Source organism: Streptococcus mitis B6 (assembly GCF_000027165.1).
GTDB lineage: Bacteria > Bacillota > Bacilli > Lactobacillales > Streptococcaceae > Streptococcus > Streptococcus mitis_AR.
On the sequence record NC_013853.1, the window covers coordinates 287,901 to 306,740 of the forward strand.

The following is an 18,840-nucleotide window of genomic DNA, read 5'->3' on the forward strand; positions in this document are numbered from 1 at the left end:
TTTTGGTTCTGGTAGGGCCTTTTCTTTATTCTTTTAAGTGATAAGAGTAGCTAGCGACAACGACATCTTGGTGCCAACGAAGGGCGTATTTGAGTTTGAGACTCATCTGATTGTGCAGGATATTCTGCCAAGGTTTATTAGGGATAAACTGGGGAACGAGAACAGTGACTGTATAGTTCTTTTTCTGAGCTTCCTCGGAAATCCGTTTGACATACTTGACAGTAGGGGTGATGATGTCGCGATAGCTGGTCTTGATATTTTTCAGAGTAATGGTTGGGAAGTAATCGGCAAATTCTTGGAGAATTTCTTGGTCTTTTTCTGATGTTTCCTTGGTAGAAATATGCATGGCTAGGACTTCGTCACCGATACTTTGAGCGTAGTTAATGGCCCCGACGCTGACTCGGGTGACATTTCCTACTAGGACCAGAACCAGATTGCCGTCGTAAGTACGTTTTTCGATGCCTTCATAGAGTCGCAGTTGTTGGGCTACTTTTTGGTAATGACTGTGAATTGCCAAGAAGAGTAGAGTGAGTACGAGAATAATAGGGAAGAAAGGCCAGATATCACTGAGACGGAAAAAGAGCAGGATTAGCACAATCGCGTAGCAAATGATTGCTCCAAGGATATTGGCAAGAGCAGGTTTTAAGAAGTTGGTCCCTTTTTCCTTTTTCCAATGACGAACCATCCCAGTCTGAGATAGGGCGAAGGGAACGAAGACTCCGATAGTATAAAGAGGAATTAAGCGTTCGGTATTGCCATTAAAAATGAGAAGAAGAATCATAGCCCCAAAAGCCAGAGTTAAAATTCCATTGGAATAGCCTAGGCGGTCTCCTTTTTCCATAAAGAGATGGGGCATGTATTTGTTTTTAGCCATATTGTAAGCCAGCATAGGGAAAGCCGAAAAGCCAGTATTTGCAGCTACGGCCAAAATCAAGGCTGTGGAGAATTGGAAGATATAATACCCAAGCTGGCCTAAGAAAGAAGTGCCAAGGATGCCTTGAGCCATCTGTGAAAGAATAGTTTCTCCGTGTTGAGGCATAATCCCCATCCAGTAGTTTAGGAAGGTGATACCAGCAAAAAGAAAACCTAAAATCAGTGACATAATGGTCAAGGTTTGAGCGGCATTCTTTTCTTTTGGAACCTTGAAAAAGGGAACCGCATTTGAAATAGCTTCAACCCCTGTCAGAGAGGCAGATCCGCTGGTAAAAGCTCTTAGAATGAGAACGATAGACAGGCTCGGAACAGCATGCCCAATAGGTGAAGTTGCCTGATAGCTGAGAGAACCTGTAACTAGTTGAAAGATTCCATAGAGCAAGAGAAAGACAGTACTGATGATAAAGAGATAGACAGGAATCATCAGTGAGCTGGCAGATTCTTTTAAGCCCCGTAAGTTCAGGAGCATGAGCAAGCAAACCAGAAAAATGGAGATGTGGAGGTTGTAAGGGTGAAGAGCAGGGAGAGCTGCTGTGATAGCGTCAGCTCCAGATGCAACAGATACCGCTACGGTCAACATATAGTCAACCAGAAGACTACCTCCAGCGATCAAGCCAAGTTGGGGAGATAGATTTTCTCGAGTAACCATATAGGCCCCTCCCCCTTGAGGGTAGGCGTGGATGATTTGACGGTAGGAAACGGTCAGACTAGCTAGGAGCAGGAGGACAAAGAGGCCGATAGGAAGGCTCCACCATATAGCTAGAGGAGAGAGACTAGCCAAGACCAGGACTACTTGCTCAGGTCCATAGGCGATGGAGGACAGAGCGTCGCTTGACAACATGGCCAGTGCCTGCATTTTTCCCAGTAGCCCCCCTTCGCCTTCGGTTAAGGACTTAAGAGGACGACCGATAAAGGTCTGTTTTATTTTTGTAAACATAGTTGTTTCCTTTGTTGAAAAATTCAATAAGTGTTATTATACTACTTTGGAAAAAGAGCGTCAAGAGATGGTGGGTTTTAGAATATTTTTTTCAGATGAGGAGAGAGGTCAGTTTTTTTGCTATAATAGTAGATAGAAAACGAGGTTAGAAGAGATGATTTTTGATACACATACACACTTGAATGTAGAAGAATTTGCAGGTCGTGAGGCAGAAGAAATTGCCTTGGCTGCTGAGATGGGTGTGACACAGATGAATATTGTGGGTTTTGATGAATCAACGATTGAGCGTGCTTTGGAGCTGGTAGATGAGTATGACCAACTTTACGCGACTATTGGTTGGCATCCGACAGAAGCAGGGACTTACACAGAGGAGATTGAAGACTACTTGCTTGATAAGCTCAAGCATCCAAAGGTTGTTGCTTTAGGTGAGATTGGTTTGGATTATCATTGGATGACAGCGCCAAAAGAGGTGCAGGAGCAGGTTTTTCGCCGTCAGATTCAGTTGTCTAAGGACTTGGATTTACCTTTTGTTGTCCATACCCGTGATGCGTTGGAAGATACCTATGAGATTATTAAGAGTGAGGGCGTTGGCCCTCGAGGTGGCATTATGCATTCTTTCTCAGGAACTCTTGAATGGGCAGAGAAGTTTGTCGCGCTTGGTATGACCATTTCCTTCTCAGGAGTGGTGACTTTTAAGAAAGCAACTGACATCCAAGAAGCAGCTAAAGAGTTACCTTTGGACAAGATTTTGGTGGAAACGGATGCGCCTTACTTAGCACCTGTACCCAAGCGTGGTCGCGAAAACAAAACAGCCTACACTCGCTATATAGTGGACTTTATCGCAGACTTGCGTGGTATGACGACAGAAGAGCTAGCGGCGGTAACGACTGCAAATGCAGAACGAATTTTTGAATTGGAAAGTTAATTATGAAAGAGAAAATTTCCCAAGTCGTCGTGGTCGAAGGGCGCGATGATACGTCCAATCTCAAACGTTATTTCGATGTAGAGACCTATGAGACCCGAGGTTCTGCCATCAATGATCGGGATATAGAGCGGATTCAGCGCCTGCACCAGCGTCATGGGGTCATCGTTTTTACAGACCCAGATTTTAATGGGGAACGGATTCGTCGCATGATTATGACGGCCATTCCAACAGTTCAGCATGCCTTCCTCAAACGAGACGAAGCTGTTCCCAAGTCCAAGACCAAGGGACGTTCCCTGGGAATTGAGCATGCCAGTTATGAAGATTTGAAAACGGCTCTAGCTCAGGTTACAGAACAATTTGAACATGAGAGTCAGTTTGACATCAGTCGTAGCGACTTGATTCGCCTTGGTTTTTTAGCAGGGGCAGACAGCCGTAAGCGCAGAGAATATCTGGGAGAGGTTCTCCGAATCGGCTATTCTAACGGCAAGCAACTCCTCAAGCGCTTAGAGTTGTTTGGAGTTACCTTGGCAGAAGTGGAAGAAACTATGAAATTTTATGAGGATAGCTAAGCAGACACCAAATACAAGGGGAATGTGTTACAATAGTAGTAACAGATAATAGAAAAGAGAATAAATGAGAATTGCAGATTATAGCGTGACCAAGGCAGTGCTGGAGCGTCACGGATTTACCTTTAAAAAGTCCTTCGGACAAAATTTCTTGACGGATACCAATATCCTTCAAAAGATTGTGGATACGGCTGAGATTGATGACCAGGTCAATGTTATCGAAATTGGGCCAGGGATTGGTGCCTTGACGGAGTTTTTGGCTGAGCGTGCAGCAGAAGTTATGGCCTTTGAGATCGACCACCGGTTGGTACCGATTTTGGCAGATACCCTACGTGATTTTGACAATGTGACAGTGGTTAACGAGGACATTCTCAAGGTTGACTTGGCGCAACATATCCAGAATTTCAAAAATCCTGACCTGCCAATCAAGGTAGTGGCTAATTTGCCTTACTACATCACGACGCCTATTCTCATGCACTTGATTGAGAGTGGCATTCCTTTTAGTGAGTTTGTGGTCATGATGCAAAAAGAAGTGGCGGATCGCATCTCCGCTCAACCGAATACCAAGGCTTACGGTAGTTTGTCGATTGCGGTGCAATATTACATGACAGCCAAGGTTGCCTTTATCGTGCCTCGTACGGTCTTTGTGCCAGCGCCAAACGTGGACTCTGCTATTTTGAAAATGGTGCGTCGTCCAGAGCCAGCCGTAGCAGTAGAAGATGAGAACTTCTTCTTTAAGGTTTCTAAGGCTAGTTTCACTCATCGCCGCAAGACCTTGTGGAATAACTTGACAGGTTACTTTGGCAAGACTGAGGAAGTCAAGGACAAACTGACCAAGGCCTTGGACCAAGCAGGTTTGTCACCAAGTGTACGTGGGGAAGCTCTCAGTTTGGAAGAGTTTGCCAGCCTAGCAGATGCGCTTAAAGGACAAGGACTTTAAAATGCAGGGACAAATCATTAAAGCCTTAGCTGGGTTCTACTATGTAGAGAGTGATGGCAAGGTTTATCAAACACGAGCGCGTGGAAATTTCCGTAAAAAAGGCCATACTCCCTACGTTGGGGACTGGGTAGATTTTTCTGCAGAGGAAAATTCAGAAGGCTATATCCTCAAGATTCATGAACGAAAAAACAGTCTGGTTCGTCCGCCTATTGTCAATATTGACCAAGCTGTGGTGATCATGTCTGTCAAGGAACCTGATTTTAACAGTAATTTGCTGGATCGGTTCTTGGTTCTTTTGGAGCACAAGGGTATCCATCCCATCGTCTATATTTCTAAGATGGACCTACTGGAAGATAGATGGGAACTGGATTTTTATAAACAGACTTATGGTGACATCGGCTATGACTTTGTGACTAGTAAAGAGGAACTATTGCCTTTGTTAACAGGCAAGGTTACAGTCTTTATGGGGCAGACAGGTGTTGGGAAGTCAACTCTTCTCAATAAAATCGCACCAGACCTCAATCTTGAAACAGGAGAAATTTCAGACAGTCTGGGTCGCGGGCGCCACACTACTCGAGCAGTTAGTTTTTATAATCTCAATGGAGGTAAAATCGCAGACACACCAGGCTTTTCATCACTGGATTATGAAGTATCAACGGCTGAAGACCTTAATCAGGCCTTTCCAGAGATTGCCACTGTCAGTCGAGATTGTAAGTTCCGTACTTGTACCCATACCCATGAGCCGTCTTGCGCAGTTAAGCCAGCTGTTGAAGAGGGTGCCATTGCAACCTTCCGTTTCGACAACTACCTGCAATTCCTCAGTGAGATTGAAAATCGCAGAGAAACCTATAAAAAAGTCAGCAAAAAAATTCCAAAATAAGGAGAAACCTATGTCTCAATACAAGATTGCTCCGTCAATTCTGGCAGCAGATTATGCCAACTTTGAACGTGAAATCAAACGTCTAGAAGCAACTGGGGCAGAGTATGCCCATATCGATATCATGGACGGTCACTTTGTGCCACAAATCAGTTTTGGTGCAGGTGTGGTCGAAGCTCTTCGTCCTCATAGTAAGATGGTCTTTGACTGCCACTTGATGGTAGCTAATCCAGAGCATCATTTAGAGGATTTTGCGCGTGCAGGTGCGGATATCATCAGCATCCATGTGGAAGCAACGAATCATATTCATGGTGCCCTCCAAAAAATTCGTTCACTCGGAGTTAAGCCTTCAGTCGTTATCAATCCTGGCACACCAGTTGAAGCCATCAAGCACGTCCTTCATCTAGTTGACCAAGTTTTAGTCATGACAGTTAACCCAGGCTTTGGTGGGCAAGCCTTTCTACCAGAGACTATGGATAAGGTTCGTGAGTTGGTTGCTCTTCGTGATGAAAAAGGCTTGAATTTTGAAATTGAAGTGGATGGTGGGATTGATGATCAAACTATTGCCCAAGCCAAAGAAGCTGGTGCGACTGTTTTTGTAGCAGGTTCCTATGTCTTTAAGGGAGAAGTCAATGAGCGAGTACAAACTCTCAGAAAACAACTGGACTAAGGTTGCCGTTTTTGCAGGCGGAGACCGCGGTCATTATCGGACAGATTTTGATGCTTTTGTCGGTGTGGATCGAGGCTCGCTCTGGGTCTTGGAAGAAGGTTTGCCTCTTGCTCTAGCAGTCGGAGATTTTGATTCTGTGACGCAAGAAGAGAGAAAGGTGATTCAAAAACGTGCCCAGCATTTTGTTCAAGCCCGACCAGAAAAGGATGATACAGATCTGGAATTGGCTCTCTTAACCATCTTTGAGCAAAATCCTCAGGCTGAGGTTACTATTTTCGGTGCTTTGGGTGGCCGTATTGACCATATGTTGGCCAATGTCTTTCTGCCTAGCAATCCCAAGTTGGTACCTTATATGCGCCAGATAGCGATTGAGGATGGGCAAAATTTGATTGCCTATTGTCCAGAAGGGACCAGTCAGCTACATCCCCGTTCAGACTACGACTATCTTGCCTTTATGCCGGTTCGGGATAGCCAGCTGACTATTCTTGGTGCCAAGTATGAGTTGACAGAGGAAAATTTTTTCTTTAAAAAAGTGTACGCTTCTAACGAATATATAGATAGGGAAGTTTCGGTGACTTGCCCAGATGGCTATGTGGTTGTACTGCATAGCAAGGACAGGAGGTAGGATGGAAAGTTTATTTGTTCTATTATTGATTGCCAACCTAGCTGGACTCTTTCTGATTTGGCAGAGGCAGGATAAACAGGAAAAACATCTGACCAAGAGCTTGGAGGATCAGGCAGATTACTTGTCAGACCAGTTGGATTATCGCTTTGAACAAGCCAGACAAGCCAGTCAGTTAGATCAAAAAGATTTGGAAGTGGCTGTCAGTGACCGTTTGCAAGAAGTGCGAATCGAATTGCACCAAGGCTTGACTCAGGTCCGTCAAGAAATGACAGATAATCTCTTGCAAACTAGAGATAAGACCGACCAACGGCTTCAAGCCCTGCAGGAATCAAATGAGCAACGTTTGGAACAAATGCGCCAGACGGTCGAGGAAAAGTTAGAAAAGACCTTGCAGACACGCTTGCAGGCTTCCTTTGAGACAGTTTCCAAACAACTGGAGTCGGTAAATCGAGGCCTGGGAGAAATGCAGACAGTTGCCCGTGATGTCGGAGCCCTCAATAAGGTTCTCTCTGGAACCAAGACGAGAGGGATTCTGGGAGAATTGCAACTGGGGCAAATCATCGAAGACATCATGACCCCTGCCCAGTATGAACGAGAATACGCAACGGTTGAAAACTCCAGTGAACGCGTGGAGTATGCCATCAAGTTACCTGGACAAGGCGACCAGGAATATGTCTACTTACCGATTGACTCCAAGTTTCCACTGGCAGATTATTACCGCTTGGAAGAAGCCTATGAAGCAGGTGACAAGGATGAGATTGAACGCTGTCGCAAGTCACTCCTAGCAAGCCTTAAGCGCTTTGCTAAGGATATCAAGAGCAAGTACATAGCGCCCCCTCGGACGACCAATTTTGGAGTTTTGTTTGTTCCGACAGAAGGTCTCTACTCAGAAATCGTCCGCAATCCGGTCTTCTTTGATGACTTGAGACGGGAGGAGCAGATTATTGTCTCAGGTCCAAGTACCCTATCAGCCCTTCTCAACTCCCTATCGGTTGGCTTCAAGACTCTCAATATCCAAAAGAGTGCCGACCATATCAGCAAGACTCTTGCTAGCGTCAAGACCGAGTTTGGCAAGTTTGGTGGGATTTTGGTTAAGGCACAAAAACACCTCCAACATGCCTCTGGCAATATTGAGGAATTATTAAACCGTCGCACTACAGCTATCGAGCGAACGCTCCGTCACATTGAGTTATCAGAAGGTGAGCCTGCGCTTGATCTACTCCATTTCCAAGAAAATGAGGAAGAATATGAAGATTAGTCACATGAAAAAAGATGAGCTGTTTGAAGGCTTTTACCTAATCAAGTCAGCTGACCTGAGGCAAACTCGAGCTGGGAAAAACTACCTAGCCTTTACCTTCCAAGATGATAGTGGCGAGATTGAAGGAAAACTCTGGGATGCTCAACCTCATAACGTTGAGGCCTTTACCGCAGGTAAGGTTGTCCACATGAAAGGACGCCGAGAAGTTTATAATAACACCCCTCAAGTCAATCAAATTACTCTCCGCCTGCCTCAACATGGCGAACCCAATGATCCAGCTGATTTCAAGGTCAAGTCACCAGTTGATGTCAAGGAAATCCGTGACTACATGTCGCAAATGATTTTTAAAATTGAAAATCCTGTTTGGCAACGGATTGTCCGAAAGCTCTACACCAAGTATGATAAGGAATTTTACTCCTATCCAGCTGCCAAGACTAATCACCATGCCTTTGAAACGGGTTTGGCTTATCATACGGCGACCATGGTACGTTTGGCAGATGCTATTAGCGAAGTCTATCCTCAGCTCAATAAGAGCCTGCTCTATGCGGGGATTATGTTGCATGACTTGGCTAAAGTTATCGAGTTGACGGGACCAGACCAGACCGAGTACACAGTGCGAGGTAATCTTCTTGGGCATATCGCTCTCATTGATAGTGAAATTACCAAGACAGTGATGGAACTCGGCATCGATGATACCAAGGAAGAAGTCGTTCTGCTTCGTCACGTCATCCTTAGTCACCATGGCTTGCTTGAGTATGGAAGTCCAGTCCGTCCACGCATTATGGAAGCAGAGATTATCCATATGATTGACAATCTGGATGCTAGCATGATGATGATGTCAACAGCTCTTGCTTTGGTGGATAAAGGAGAGATGACCAATAAAATCTTCGCTATGGACAATCGTTCCTTCTATAAACCAGATTTAGATTAATAATTTAAGAAAAATGGGTAACTTCTAAAACTAACTTCCAGTTTCCCACAACCTAGCTTTTAGTATGAGAAAAACGCGTGAAATCAGTGGAAATCCGTCTTAGACTAACTTCCACTGGTTTTCTTTTTCTTGATATATAAGGGTTCAAAAGCGAAAAGACTCAGAAAAAAGTGCACGACAAATAGCCCTAAAACAGAGTCGTCTTAGAGTAAATTCCAGTTGCTAGCGTTTAGTGTGAGACTTTTCGATGGTGATAAGATGTGTAGTTAGAGGGGAAAATTCCCTTTATTTCAATAAATCAGGTGATAGGTGTGTGTCTTCTGGTTTGACAAATTGGCAACCCAGAAGAGCAGCGATGTCCTCGCCAAAGGTGAAGGTGAAGATGTCGTAAGCAGATTTTCCTTGAAACTCTTCTCGTTTCAAGGAATTGACATGGGAAATGACTAGATTGACGTCTTTCTGAGTCAGCTGGTCAAAGGAAGTGCCCTTGGGAAGAATGGCTCGCAAAACCGTATGGTTCTTCTCAATCCGCCCCTTCTGGTCAGGACGGCTAGGGTCGCAGAAGTAGAGGTGAGACTTCCCATCAATGTCTCGCTCAAGCTCCTCCACATAGGCGAACTCAGATCCGTTGTCTGTGAGAATGACAGGGAACAGCTGATGGAACGCACACCCTCCGTCCATGACTCTTTCTTTCAAAGCTGCGAATTTAGTGGCGACTTCCAGAGCAGTCTTGTTGTCCAAAAGCAAGGCGAAGAGGAAGTTGCAGAAGGAAACGTTGAAGGTGAGCAGTAGCTTTCCACCAGGTCTGCCGATGACCGTGTCCATTTCCAACCATTTGAAGAAATCATCTGTTTCTCGTAACTCTTGGAAATCTTGATAGGTCCGCCCAATTTTCAGCTCTTTAGGAATAGCTACTTTTCTGGATTTTCTGCGTTCCTTGAACGTGACCATCCGAGGGAAATCAATGGGCTTGGCTGTCAGATAGCCCAGCTTGGCATGCCGATACACCGTAGCTTTCGACACAGGTAGGTTATGTGTCTGAATGATATGGTAGATGCTTTGTTTCTTCTGGATGCCTTGGGTTAAGACCTTGTCCATCTGATAAAAACTTTCCTTGTTTAGGGGAATTCCCTGTCTGGATTCCCTCAACATAGTCTCGTACTGCTCCTGTGCCTTTTTCGCGTAGTAAAGATAGCGGTTAAACCCACAATCCGTCCTCTTTTTTGGACAGTTGTTACAGACATAAGGAGCTTTTTTGAGAAGAGGGCAATCCGTGCAATCAGATTTGACGGATGTTGGATGCATGATGCGATTGCGCTTGATTTCCTTTGAAATCGTTGACGGGTCTTTCCCCATCTTCTCAGCGATGGAACGGAAAGTCTCCTGTTGGCTGATTCCAGTTTGGATGTCAATACGGTCTTCTAGAGTGAGATGTTTTTGTTTTTTCGTCATGAGGTACCTCCTCACGAAAAGTCTCAGACTTAATTCTAGCATAATTCATCGTCTGAGACTAACTTCCAGTTTTGGGAGAGAGATGGAAGTTACTTTGAGAAGTTACGTTTAAGAAAAATGAGCGTTTTTTAGGATAAGAATGTTCGTTTTTTTATGTGAATATGGTATAATAGATAAAATATCAAAATTAAATGAAATGGGAAATAGAAATGAAATTAAGAAGAAGTGATCGGATGGTTGTCATTTCCAACTATTTGATTAATAATCCTTATAAACTAACTAGTCTTAATACTTTTGCTGAAAAGTATGAATCTGCTAAGTCATCCATCTCAGAGGATATCGTGATTATCAAACGCGCCTTTGAGGAAATTGAAATCGGTCATATCCAGACAGTAACTGGTGCTGGTGGTGGTGTCATTTTCACACCATCAATCTCAAGCCATGATGCCAAGGAAATGGTTGAGGACTTACGTGCCAAGTTGTCAGAAAGTGACCGTATCTTGCCAGGTGGTTACATCTACCTGTCTGATCTGCTTAGCACATCAGCCATCTTGAAAAATATTGGTCGCATTATTGCCAAGAGCTTTATGGACCAAAAAATTGATGCGGTTATGACAGTAGCGACTAAGGGTGTTCCACTTGCAAATGCAGTTGCCAATGTCCTCAATGTTCCCTTTGTCATTGTGCGCCGTGACTTGAAAATTACCGAAGGTTCAACTGTTAGCGTCAACTATGTATCCGGTTCAAGTGGTGACCGCATTGAGAAAATGTTCCTTTCAAAACGTAGTCTCAAGGCAGGAAGCCGTGTCTTGATTGTGGATGACTTCTTGAAAGGCGGAGGAACTGTCAACGGGATGATCAGCCTCTTGCGTGAGTTTGATTCAGAGTTGGCAGGTGTATTTTTCTTTGCGGACAATGCCCAAGAAGAACGTGAAAAGCAGTTTGACTACAAGTCACTCTTGAAGGTAACCAATATTGATGTCAAGAACCAAGACATCGATGTTGAGGTTGGCAATATCTTTGACGAAGATAAATAAGAGATAGAACCAAAGGTTGGAACGATTGTCCCAGCCTTTCTTTGCAAATAGAATAGAAGGAAGCTTATGAAAACACCATTTATCAATAGAGAAGAGTTAGAAAAGATTATTGCTGAGTTCCCAACTCCCTTTCACTTGTATGATGAGAAGGGGATTCGTGAGAAGGCAAGAGCCGTCAACCAAGCCTTTTCGTGGAACAAGGGCTTTAAGGAATATTTTGCAGTTAAGGCTACTCCAACACCAGCTATTTTGAAAATTCTCAAAGAGGAAGGCTGTGGTGTGGACTGCTCTAGTTATGTAGAACTTTTGATGAGTCATAAACTGAATTTCTCTGGTTCTGAGATTATGTTCTCTTCTAACAACACGCCAGACAAGGAATACGCCTATGCACGTGAATTGGGTGCGACCATTAACTTGGATGCCTTTGAAGATATTGAACATCTAGAGCGTGCAGCAGGAATTCCAGAAATCATCTCTTGTCGTTATAATCCTGGAGGCGTTTTTGAACTGGGAACAGATATTATGGACAATCCTGGAGAAGCCAAGTTTGGCATGACCAAGGACCAGCTCTTTGAAGCTTTTGCCATCTTGAAGGAAAAAGGAGCCAAGACTTTTGGGATTCACTCCTTCCTAGCGTCCAATACCGTGACCCATCTCTATTATCCGGAGTTGGCTCGTCAGCTTTTTGAATTGGCTGTTGAAATCAAGGAAAAGTTGGGCATTTCTCTAGACTTTATCAATCTTTCTGGCGGTATTGGTGTCAACTATCGTCCTGAGCAGGAGCCAAATGATATCGCCTTGATTGGTGAGGGAGTTCGTAAGGTGTATGAAGAGGTTCTTACGCCAGCAGGCCTTGGTCAGGTTAAGATTTTCACCGAATTGGGTCGTTTTATGTTGGCACCTCACGGTGCTTTGGTCACAAGAGTTACCCATAAGAAGAAAACCTACCGTACCTATCTAGGTGTGGATGCATCAGCAGTCAACCTCATGCGTCCAGCTATGTATGGAGCCTACCATCATATTACTAACGTAACCCATCCAGATGGACCAGCTGAAGTGGTAGATGTGGTTGGTTCACTCTGTGAAAACAATGATAAATTTGCAGTGAATCGTGAACTGCCTCATACAGAAATCGGTGATTTGCTGGTAATTCATGATACAGGTGCCCACGGATTTTCAATGGGCTACCAGTACAACGCCAAACTTCGTTCTGCGGAAATCCTCTATACCGAAGAAGGCAAAGCCCGTCAAATCCGCCGTGCAGAGCGCCCTGATGACTATTTTGCAACCTTGTATGGTTTTGATTTTGAAGAATAAAATGATAAGTAATTGAAAATGAAATTGAAAAACAGATTGCTTTCTAAAAAATAGGCAAAAATCTTGTTTTTCCTTCAAGTCGTGATATAATAAAACTATAAAACGTTTTCAAGGAAGGTAACGATATGTCTGAAGAAACAATTGATTATGGACAAGTGACAGGAATGGTGCATTCGACAGAAAGTTTTGGGGCGGTAGATGGCCCTGGTATTCGCTTTATTGTCTTTTTGCAGGGCTGTCACATGCGTTGCCAGTATTGCCATAACCCGGATACTTGGGCTATGGAGTCCAATAAATCACGTGAACGGACGGTAGATGATGTCTTGACAGAGGCCTTGCGCTACCGCGGTTTCTGGGGGAATAAGGGTGGGATTACAGTCAGTGGAGGAGAAGCCCTCTTGCAGATTGATTTCTTGATTGCCCTCTTTACCAAGGCCAAAGAACATGGAATCCACTGTACCTTGGATACCTGTGCACTGCCTTTCCGTAATAAACCACGTTACCTTGAGAAGTTTGACAAGCTCATGGCTGTCACTGACTTGGTTCTCTTGGATATCAAGGAAATCGACGAAGAACAGCACAAGATTGTCACTAGCCAAACCAATAAAAATATCTTGGCTTGTGCCCAGTATCTATCAGATATTGGAAAACCTGTCTGGATTCGCCATGTGCTAGTTCCGGGATTAACAGATAGAGATGATGACTTGATTGAACTTGGTAAGTTCGTCAAGACCCTCAAAAATGTTGATAAGTTTGAAATTCTACCTTATCACACCATGGGTGAGTTCAAGTGGCGTGAATTGGGAATCCCATATTCACTTGAAGGAGTCAAACCACCGACAGCAGATCGTGTCAAGAACGCTAAAAAACTCATGGATACCGAAAGTTACCAAGACTATATGAAACGTGTACATGGATAAAAAAGAAGCCTGATGGAAACATCGGGCTTTTAAGTTTACACAAATATATATAATTAAATAAAACAAAATTTTATACTCTTCGAAAATCTCTTCAAACCGCGTCAGCGTCGCCTTACTGTACTCAAGTATAGCTTGCGGCTAGCTTCCTAGTTTGCTCTTTGATTTTCATTGAGTATTAAATCTTTTGACTCTTAAAATTCTGAAAAAAATCCGAAAAAGAATGTGTAAGATATAGTTACTTTTAGAAATATTAAATAGAATAGGAGAACATCATGGAACAAAGTATTACTATTAAAAATTTATGTAAGTCATATGGCCAAACTCAAATTTTAAAAGATATTTCTTTTGAAGCAAAAGCAGGTAGAGTGACTGCTTTCCTAGGTCCAAATGGAGCTGGAAAAAGTTCAACCTTACGTATTTTATTAGGATTAGACAAAGCAACATCTGGTCTTACTAAAATTGGAGATCAAACTTATAAGGAATTAAAATTTCCTCTAAAAACTGTAGGAGCTTCATTTGACAGTGTAGGTGCTCCTGATGATCGGACTGTTTATCAACATTTGAAAATTGTTGCTGCTAGTAATGGGATATCCAGTCAGCGAATTGAGCAAGTCTTGGATATGGTGGATATTAGTCATAAGAAAAAATCTAAAATTGGGAAATTATCATTAGGAGAAGGACAACGCTTGGAAATTGCAACAGCTCTATTAGGCAATCCTCAATATCTGATATTGGATGAACCGACTAATGGGTTGGATCCAAGAGGAATTCGGTGGTTTAGAGAGTTTATAAAAAAACAAGCTCAAGAAGGGAAGACAGTCTTGCTATCATCTCATATATTATCGGAAGTGGAAGCAGTAACAGATGATGTAGTTATCATAAATAAAGGAAAAGTTCTTATAAAAGGGACTTTACAAGAAGTGATGAAAAATCTTTCTTCACTAGAAGAAGTCTTCTTTAGTTTAACAGAGGGAGGAAAGTGACATGGCACTTATTTACTCTCTTCATTCTGAAATATTGAAATTACTTTATAAGAGAGCTACTCATGTTGTACTATTCTTGATACTGGTATTTCAAACGTTTTTAGCAAATATTGGTGCTTCTCAAATTGTTTTAGTTGGTATTCATGCTACACCAGAGACAAATCCAGATTTAGCAGAAGCCATACCTCCTATTGAATTTTTAGGTTTTGATGTCACTTTATTTGGTGTTTTTATTATGATTATCCTAGGCTCAATTTACGGAGCCGAGGAGTATAAATGCTCTGCTATTCGTACAAGTCTCCTCGCTATTACAAATCGAAGTACTTTCCTAGTTTCAAAAACATTAGTTTGGCTTGTATTTTCTTTTTTCATTTCCTTTCTATCAATATTCTTGACGATTAACATGACACATTATGTTTTAGGACAAGATGGCTTATTGCTTTTTTCACTAAATGGAAGAGTTTGGTTCTATATATTTTTAGCCAGTATAGCTTGGACTTTGTTGGGACTGCTAGCCTATATTATGGCTTTGACATTTAAAACATCCATTGTTCCTCTATTATTTTTGCTTCCTCAAGTCTACAATTTAGGAACATTCTTAGCAAACTATATATCAGTTGCAAAATTTCTTCCAGTTGCATTGGGGCAAGGATTGATTGCTACATCTCCTAAAATTTTAGAACATAATAGTTTACAAAATATTTTATTTTTACTTTGTTGGAACTTCTCATTCTTGGCTTTAGCAATTTACCGCTTACTTAAGTCAGATATTGGAGGAGGTGAATAAGTTGAAAGAGCAACTTAAAAGTGAGTATCTCAAGTTTATGATGAATACTTGGCACTGGTTGATTATAGGTGCTCTATTACTGTGTGTTCCAGCGATGGTTATTTTTTTAAATAGTAAGCCAGACCAGTTGACCTTACAGTTTGTTTTGGAACAGCTACTTCAAAGTCTCTATTTAGGACAGGCAGGTTTCATTAGTCTAGCGGTTCTATTTATAGGTCAAGAATTTACAGGTTCTAGCCTTCGTACCAGTTTTCTTACATGTCCAAATCGTTTAAAATTTATAATCTGTAAACTAGCTGTTGTATTATGTATGGAAATTGTATTATTGGTTGCTGTCATATCATTATGTATACTAATCGCGCAAGGATACTACAATATCAATCTTTTGAGTAATATTAAACATGTTCTAACAATTCTATTTCCAGCTTGTATTTCTATTCTAACCTTCGCTCTTTTAAGTGGTATTTTTGTATTTATTTCCCAGTCCTTTATCTTAATTCTGGGAATCAGTTTATCCCTTTTATTGGGGTTGGGACAAATGTTACTACAATTCAGTTCTTTTTTCAGAAATTTACCATTACTAGCTAGTATGAATTGTTTTTATCCCTATCCATTGTCGCTTTATTATCCAGTGTGGCAAGGCTTAGGGATACAAATAGTTTGGTTATTAATTGTTTTTCTATTTGCTACACTGATACTTATAGGAAGAAATGTACGCTAAAGACAGGGGATATCCTGTCTTTTTCTCGGTTAGTGCTATAATATATTCAGGAGGGTGAGTTATGGCTTATAAAATTTTGGTTGTAGATGATGATCTTGCTATTCTTCGCCTAATAAAAAAAGTACTAGAATATGAAAAATATGAAGTAGTCATACGAAATAAGATAGAAGAGATTGATCTTTGTGATTTTATAGGATTTGACTTGATTTTATTAGATATTATGATGCCTGTTAGTGGTTTAGAAATCTGTCAGATGATTCGCGAGCAGATAACTGTTCCTATCTGTTTTATAACTGCCAAGGATATGGATGAAGATTTAGTAGCTGGAATCAATGCAGGTGCTGATGATTATATTATGAAGCCCTTTAGTATGCAAGAATTGTTAGCACGTGTTAAAATGCACTTACGTCGTGAAGAACGGATTAAAGGAAATGTTCATCAAATAAAGATTGGGAAGCTTATACTATATACGGATAGTAAGGAACTATTTGTAAATGATGATAAGATTGCTCTGACAAGGAGGGAATTTGACATAGTGAATCTTTTGGCAAGTAACCCAAGTAAAATATATTCTATTGAGGAAATTTATAATTATCTATATCCACAAAGTTCAGAAGCGCTTTTACGTTCGGTTTCAGAGTACATTTATCAAATTCGTCAAAAGCTGAAACCTTATCAATTAAATCCAATTAAAACCTTGTACGGTGGAGGATATCAATGGGTAGAATCAAAAGTTTTAGACAATTAATTCGAGAAACCTGTTGGAGAATTATTTGGCAGTTTAGTCTTGGTGTACTAATGGCCTATCTTATTCCCTTAGCTTCAGTGTCTATACAAATAAATGAAGATGGGAAACATCTAAACAATAGTGGTGTTCTATCAATTTTTTTCAATGTGTCATCGTGGATATATATTTGTGTTTTATTGATTGTTCTAATAAGTTATCACATTGGAAAATTGTTGAAAAAACTGAGTTATGAAATGACTTTGATTTATGAAAATAGTATGTGGTTGAAGAAGGAATGTACAGAAAGTTTAACGGTTAAAGAATTTCGCGAGACAGGAAATCGGATTATTGTGATGCAAGATAGAATTCGACAATTAATAGTTGATGAGAAACAGCAGAAAGAAGATTTGATGTTTCAGGTTTCAGCAGCTTCTCATGATTTAAAAACTCCCTTAACCATTATTAGGGGAAATGTAGAATTTTTGCAGGCGATAACTGAAAACGACCAATCTCAAGAATGTTTAGCAGATATAGAAAGAGCTAGTCAACAGTTACTAGACTATTTCAATCAATTGATTCACTATTCTAAAACCTATTATGATGATGAGACAGGTTGGACGGAGTATTCCTCTTCAGATTTTATCAATGAATTAGAGAAAGAAGTCTCTTTTTTGATAAAAAATCAGATGAAGTTTTCTTTTGAACAAAATGTGAAAGGAACTGAAGACTATTATATAAATCCGTCTCTTCTGATTCGTGCCATACAAAATATTTTAACAAATGCTTTGGAGTATGCCGATAAACAGAATCCTAAAATTAACATTAGGGTAGAGCAAGAGGGGAAAGAATTGAAAATAAGTATATGGAATAATGGTTTGGAATTTCCAGATGAAGTTTTAAATCATTTTGGGAAGCTCTTTTATCGTAGTGGATAAAGCTGTGATGCGGTTAAAGAGCAACATTATGGTATTGGACTTAGTTTTGTATGTAGAGTTGCAAAACTACACAAAGGCCGAGTTGAGCTTAGAAATAGAGATGAGGGAGCAGAAGTTTTAATGACTCTCAATTGTATTAAATCATAGCGATTTACTTGTTAATTTATGATTGAATCGTTTTTAGAATATTTAACTTTTTCGATTAGTATAGGATGTAACAGTAGATAATAAAAACGAATGATGATATCTAGTTGATGAAAACTATTTATCATTCATTCGTTTTTTTAATTATTGGATAATATACGCAGCTTTATCTCGAACGTTGTTTCCCAGCGTTGCGATTTTTGTGTTTTTTCTTGCTTGTAATAGCAGTTGGTTGTTCAGGGGTAACATCTTTTCGTCCATTTGGTGTTGAGAAAGCACGTGCTTTTGGTGGATTCTTAGCCAATTCTTCACGGACTTTTTTGCGAAGTTTTGGACGAACGATATAGTTGACGATAAACTGTTGGAGAATCATCATGAAACCACCGACAACCCAGTAAAGTGTGACACTGGCTGGTGAGAAAAGGGAGAAGACGACGATCATGAGTGGGCTCATGTAAATCATTTTCTTGATTTGTTCTCTTTGCATTTCATCTTCTACTCCGTGAAGTGAAAGGAGCGATTGAAGATAGTAAAGAATACCAGCGAAGGCAACCAAAATCATACTTGGAGAACCTAGAGGAATTCCTAGGTAGCTTGCTTGAGCAACACCTTCAGTATGTTGGGCAGCAAAGTAGATAGCAGAGAAGAAAGGCATTTGAAGGAGTACAGGGAAACATCCTATACCACCAAACATGCTGATGCCGTGCTCTTTTTGAGCGGCAAAGAGAGCTTGTTGGGCTTCGAGTTTTTCTTCTTGAGTCGTTGCTTCTTTGAGACGTGTTTGGTGTGGCTCAAGGACGTGCTTGAGGGCGTTCATCTTCTCAGAGTGAAGCGTTGCCTTCCATGATTGGTAGATACCAAGTGGCAAGATAATCAAGCGAACAATAATGGTTACGATGATGATACCAACCCCAAAACCAAGCCCCTTGTCATTGGCGAAGTACTTGATAGCTTCAGCCATAGGAGCGCCAATCGTATTCCAAATAAATCCTGTTGGCTGGCCTGTGGCTTTATCGACATTGACACAGCCAGTTAAGACTAGCAACATAGCCACTCCCATAGCTGAGAGTGCAAAACGTTTAATAGATTTCACTGTTTTTATTCCTTCTTTAAAAATTATACCTCTCTATTCTACTGTTTTTTTACAAAATATAC

At 41.3% G+C, this 18,840-nt stretch carries 19 protein-coding genes; 16 read left to right on the forward strand and 3 right to left on the reverse strand.

Annotation, left to right across the window (positions count from 1 at the left end):
* Positions 1-25: 25 nt before the first annotated feature.
* Positions 26-1,870 carry an APC family permease gene (locus SMI_RS01520; protein ID WP_000494369.1) on the reverse strand — a complete coding sequence of 615 codons (1,845 nt, stop codon included), beginning with the start codon at positions 1,868-1,870 and terminating at the stop codon, positions 26-28.
* A gap of 154 nt (positions 1,871-2,024) precedes the next feature.
* Here SMI_RS01520 and SMI_RS01525 point away from each other — a divergent pair, with 154 nt between their 5' ends.
* From SMI_RS01525 to SMI_RS01560, 8 genes are all read left to right on the forward strand, one after another.
* Positions 2,025-2,795 (forward strand): TatD family hydrolase, encoded by a 771-nt coding sequence (locus SMI_RS01525; protein WP_000575604.1) that lies wholly within the window; start codon positions 2,025-2,027, stop codon positions 2,793-2,795.
* Between the two features lie 2 nt (positions 2,796-2,797).
* Complete coding sequence (gene rnmV / locus SMI_RS01530; protein WP_000660021.1) at positions 2,798-3,364, forward strand: ribonuclease M5; 567 nt, start codon at positions 2,798-2,800, stop codon at positions 3,362-3,364.
* 64 nt (positions 3,365-3,428) lie between these two features.
* Complete coding sequence (rsmA, locus tag SMI_RS01535) at positions 3,429-4,301, forward strand: 16S rRNA (adenine(1518)-N(6)/adenine(1519)-N(6))-dimethyltransferase RsmA (protein ID WP_001216839.1); 873 nt, start codon at positions 3,429-3,431, stop codon at positions 4,299-4,301.
* A 1-nt stretch (position 4,302) separates the two neighbouring features.
* Positions 4,303-5,181 carry a ribosome small subunit-dependent GTPase A gene (gene rsgA, locus SMI_RS01540; RefSeq protein ID WP_012972439.1) on the forward strand — a complete coding sequence of 293 codons (879 nt, stop codon included), beginning with the start codon at positions 4,303-4,305 and terminating at the stop codon, positions 5,179-5,181.
* A gap of 10 nt (positions 5,182-5,191) precedes the next feature.
* On the forward strand, positions 5,192-5,848 hold the full coding sequence (gene rpe / locus SMI_RS01545) for a ribulose-phosphate 3-epimerase (protein WP_000084984.1): 657 nt from the start codon (positions 5,192-5,194) through the stop codon (positions 5,846-5,848).
* Entirely contained in the window at positions 5,811-6,473 is a 663-nt protein-coding gene (locus SMI_RS01550) for a thiamine diphosphokinase (protein ID WP_000006115.1), read from the forward strand. Before rpe ends, SMI_RS01550 begins: the two co-directional genes overlap by 38 nt.
* Before the next feature lies 1 nt (position 6,474).
* The gene (rmuC, locus tag SMI_RS01555) at positions 6,475-7,731 is read left to right on the forward strand and encodes a DNA recombination protein RmuC (protein WP_000444605.1); all 1,257 of its coding nucleotides are present in this window, start codon (positions 6,475-6,477) and stop codon (positions 7,729-7,731) included.
* Entirely contained in the window at positions 7,721-8,662 is a 942-nt protein-coding gene (locus tag SMI_RS01560; protein ID WP_000703195.1) for a 3'-5' exoribonuclease YhaM family protein, read from the forward strand. The genes rmuC and SMI_RS01560 overlap by 11 nt, the downstream gene beginning before the upstream one ends.
* Positions 8,663-8,947: 285 nt before the next feature.
* Here the strand turns inward: SMI_RS01560 and SMI_RS01565 are convergent, their stop codons facing one another.
* Positions 8,948-10,114, reverse strand: coding sequence for an IS30-like element ISSmi1 family transposase (locus SMI_RS01565; RefSeq protein ID WP_000163008.1), 1,167 nt, complete (start codon positions 10,112-10,114; stop codon positions 8,948-8,950).
* 209 nt (positions 10,115-10,323) lie between these two features.
* Here SMI_RS01565 and purR point away from each other — a divergent pair, with 209 nt between their 5' ends.
* The 8 genes from purR (at position 10,324) to SMI_RS01605 (ending at position 17,541) form a co-directional block, all read left to right on the forward strand.
* Entirely contained in the window at positions 10,324-11,151 is an 828-nt protein-coding gene (purR, locus tag SMI_RS01570; RefSeq protein WP_012972441.1) for a pur operon repressor, read from the forward strand.
* Positions 11,152-11,217: 66 nt separating this feature from the next.
* Positions 11,218-12,468: a diaminopimelate decarboxylase gene (locus SMI_RS01575; RefSeq protein ID WP_000856534.1), complete on the forward strand. Its 1,251-nt coding sequence runs from the start codon at positions 11,218-11,220 to the stop codon at positions 12,466-12,468.
* A 125-nt stretch (positions 12,469-12,593) separates the two neighbouring features.
* Complete coding sequence (gene pflA / locus SMI_RS01580; protein ID WP_001288273.1) at positions 12,594-13,388, forward strand: pyruvate formate-lyase-activating protein; 795 nt, start codon at positions 12,594-12,596, stop codon at positions 13,386-13,388.
* Positions 13,389-13,660: 272 nt separating this feature from the next.
* A complete protein-coding gene (locus SMI_RS01585) occupies positions 13,661-14,371 on the forward strand; it encodes an ABC transporter ATP-binding protein (protein ID WP_000438100.1) in 711 nt (236 codons plus the stop codon).
* A 1-nt stretch (position 14,372) separates the two neighbouring features.
* Entirely contained in the window at positions 14,373-15,158 is a 786-nt protein-coding gene (locus SMI_RS01590) for an ABC transporter permease (RefSeq protein ID WP_001185220.1), read from the forward strand.
* 1 nt (position 15,159) lies between these two features.
* Positions 15,160-15,879, forward strand: a complete 720-nt coding sequence (locus SMI_RS01595) for an ABC transporter permease (RefSeq protein ID WP_000663013.1) — start codon at positions 15,160-15,162, stop codon at positions 15,877-15,879.
* A gap of 61 nt (positions 15,880-15,940) precedes the next feature.
* The gene (locus tag SMI_RS01600) at positions 15,941-16,627 is read left to right on the forward strand and encodes a response regulator transcription factor (protein WP_000323578.1); all 687 of its coding nucleotides are present in this window, start codon (positions 15,941-15,943) and stop codon (positions 16,625-16,627) included.
* Positions 16,597-17,541, forward strand: a complete 945-nt coding sequence (locus SMI_RS01605; protein WP_000532637.1) for a sensor histidine kinase — start codon at positions 16,597-16,599, stop codon at positions 17,539-17,541. The genes SMI_RS01600 and SMI_RS01605 overlap by 31 nt, the downstream gene beginning before the upstream one ends.
* Positions 17,542-17,851: 310 nt before the next feature.
* On the opposite strand, the gene yidC is transcribed toward SMI_RS01605, so the two are convergent.
* Positions 17,852-18,778 carry a membrane protein insertase YidC gene (gene yidC, locus SMI_RS01610; protein WP_000835951.1) on the reverse strand — a complete coding sequence of 309 codons (927 nt, stop codon included), beginning with the start codon at positions 18,776-18,778 and terminating at the stop codon, positions 17,852-17,854.
* Between the last annotated feature and the right edge of the window lie 62 nt (positions 18,779-18,840).